This is a genomic window from Streptosporangium sp. NPDC005286 (assembly GCF_040607515.1).
GTDB lineage: Bacteria > Actinomycetota > Actinomycetes > Streptosporangiales > Streptosporangiaceae > Streptosporangium.
The window spans coordinates 3,505-5,006 of the sequence record NZ_JBEXGU010000027.1 but is presented as its reverse complement, the minus strand read 5'-3'; the positions used below and the strand labels follow the sequence as shown (position 1 = coordinate 5,006).

The window sequence follows — 1,502 nt, the reverse complement described above, 5'->3', positions numbered from 1 at the left end:
CTGAGCTGTCGGCCCCGCGCCTGCGGGGATGGTCCGTCCCGGCGCAGCGCCGACTCATCGATCGTCGCGTCGGCCCCGCGCCTGCGGGGATGGTCCCTCGCGATCCGGCCGACCGTCAGCTGTTGCCGGGTCGGCCCCGCGCCTGCGGGGATGGTCCCGCCGCCGTGCTGTTCAGATGGTTCGAGGAGCTGTTGGCCCCGCGCCTGCGGGGATGGTCCGGCGTCATCAGGGACGGCTTCCGCCGCTGAGCTGTCGGCCCCGCGCCTGCGGGGATGGTCCGTCCCGGCGCAGCGCCGACTCATCGATCGTCGCGTCGGCCCCGCGCCTGCGGGGATGGTCCCCCGGTGGCGATCGGTATGGACGTCAAGGGCCCGTCGGCCCCGCGCCTGCGGGGATGGTCCCGACCCGGCCAGCATGCGCGCCCTGATCGGCAAGTCGGCCCCGCGCCTGCGGGGATGGTCCGGGGCGCCGCGGGGGTGGAACGCTGGGGAGCGTGTCGGCCCCGCGCCTGCGGGGATGGTCCAGGGTGCCGGCTGTGGCCCTTCACGTGCTCGATGTCGGCCCCGCGCCTGCGGGGATGGTCCCAGCTGGGCCCTGGAGTCCGTCACCGGCGCCCCGTCGGCCCCGCGCCTGCGGGGATGGTCCCACGACGTCAGGGCGCTCCGGCAGAGCACGCAGGTCGGCCCCGCGCCTGCGGGGATGGTCCCCCACAACTAGCGGGACTTGAAGCCGCCCCCTCGTCGGCCCCGCGCCTGCGGGGATGGTCCGGTCCGGTTGCTGTAGGGGCCGAGCTGGATGTTGTCGGCCCCGCGCCTGCGGGGATGGTCCCTTCACCTGCCACCGATGACGCGCTGGGTGTGGGTCGGCCCCGCGCCTGCGGGGATGGTCCGCGCCGCAGGTTGCGGAGGCGGCGGATCATGGGGTCGGCCCCGCGCCTGCGGGGATGGTCCCGCGAGCGCATCGTGAAGAAGCCCGCGCGGATCGTCGGCCCCGCGCCTGCGGGGATGGTCTTACCCCACTTGGCCGGGGTGCCGGCGGGCCCCGGTCGGCCCCACGCCTGCGGGGATGGTCCCGGCGGCGCCTGGTGCGCGCCGCTCGGCACTGCGTCGGCCCCGCGCCTGCGGGGATGGTCCGCAGCATGTGAGGGTAGCCGCGGTTGATGCGCTGTCGGCCCCGCGCCTGCGGGGATGGTCCGCGCCTCGGACCCGTTGGTGCTCAGTGATGGAGGTCGGCCCCGCGCCTGCGGGGATGGTCCCTCCTCGGTGACGTCGGCCCAGCCCTCGGCCGAGTCGGCCCCGCGCCTGCGGGGATGGTCCGGTCGTGTCGGCTTTGAGCGGGCACGGAGCCATGTCGGCCCCGCGCCTGCGGGGATGGTCCGGTCGTGTCGGCTTTGAGCGGGCACGGAGCCATGTCGGCCCCGCGCCTGCGGGGATGGTCCGGTCGTGTCGGCTTTGAGCGGGCACGGAGCCATGTCGGCCCCGCGCCTGCGGGGATGGTCCCGT

1 CRISPR repeat array is annotated in these 1,502 nt (G+C 76.0%).

Features of this window, described 5'->3' with window-relative positions:
• Window positions 1–7 precede the first annotated feature (7 nt).
• Window positions 8–1,438: direct repeats of the CRISPR family, unit length 28 nt; unit sequence GTCGGCCCCGCGCCTGCGGGGATGGTCC.
• Window positions 1,439–1,502 lie beyond the last annotated feature (64 nt).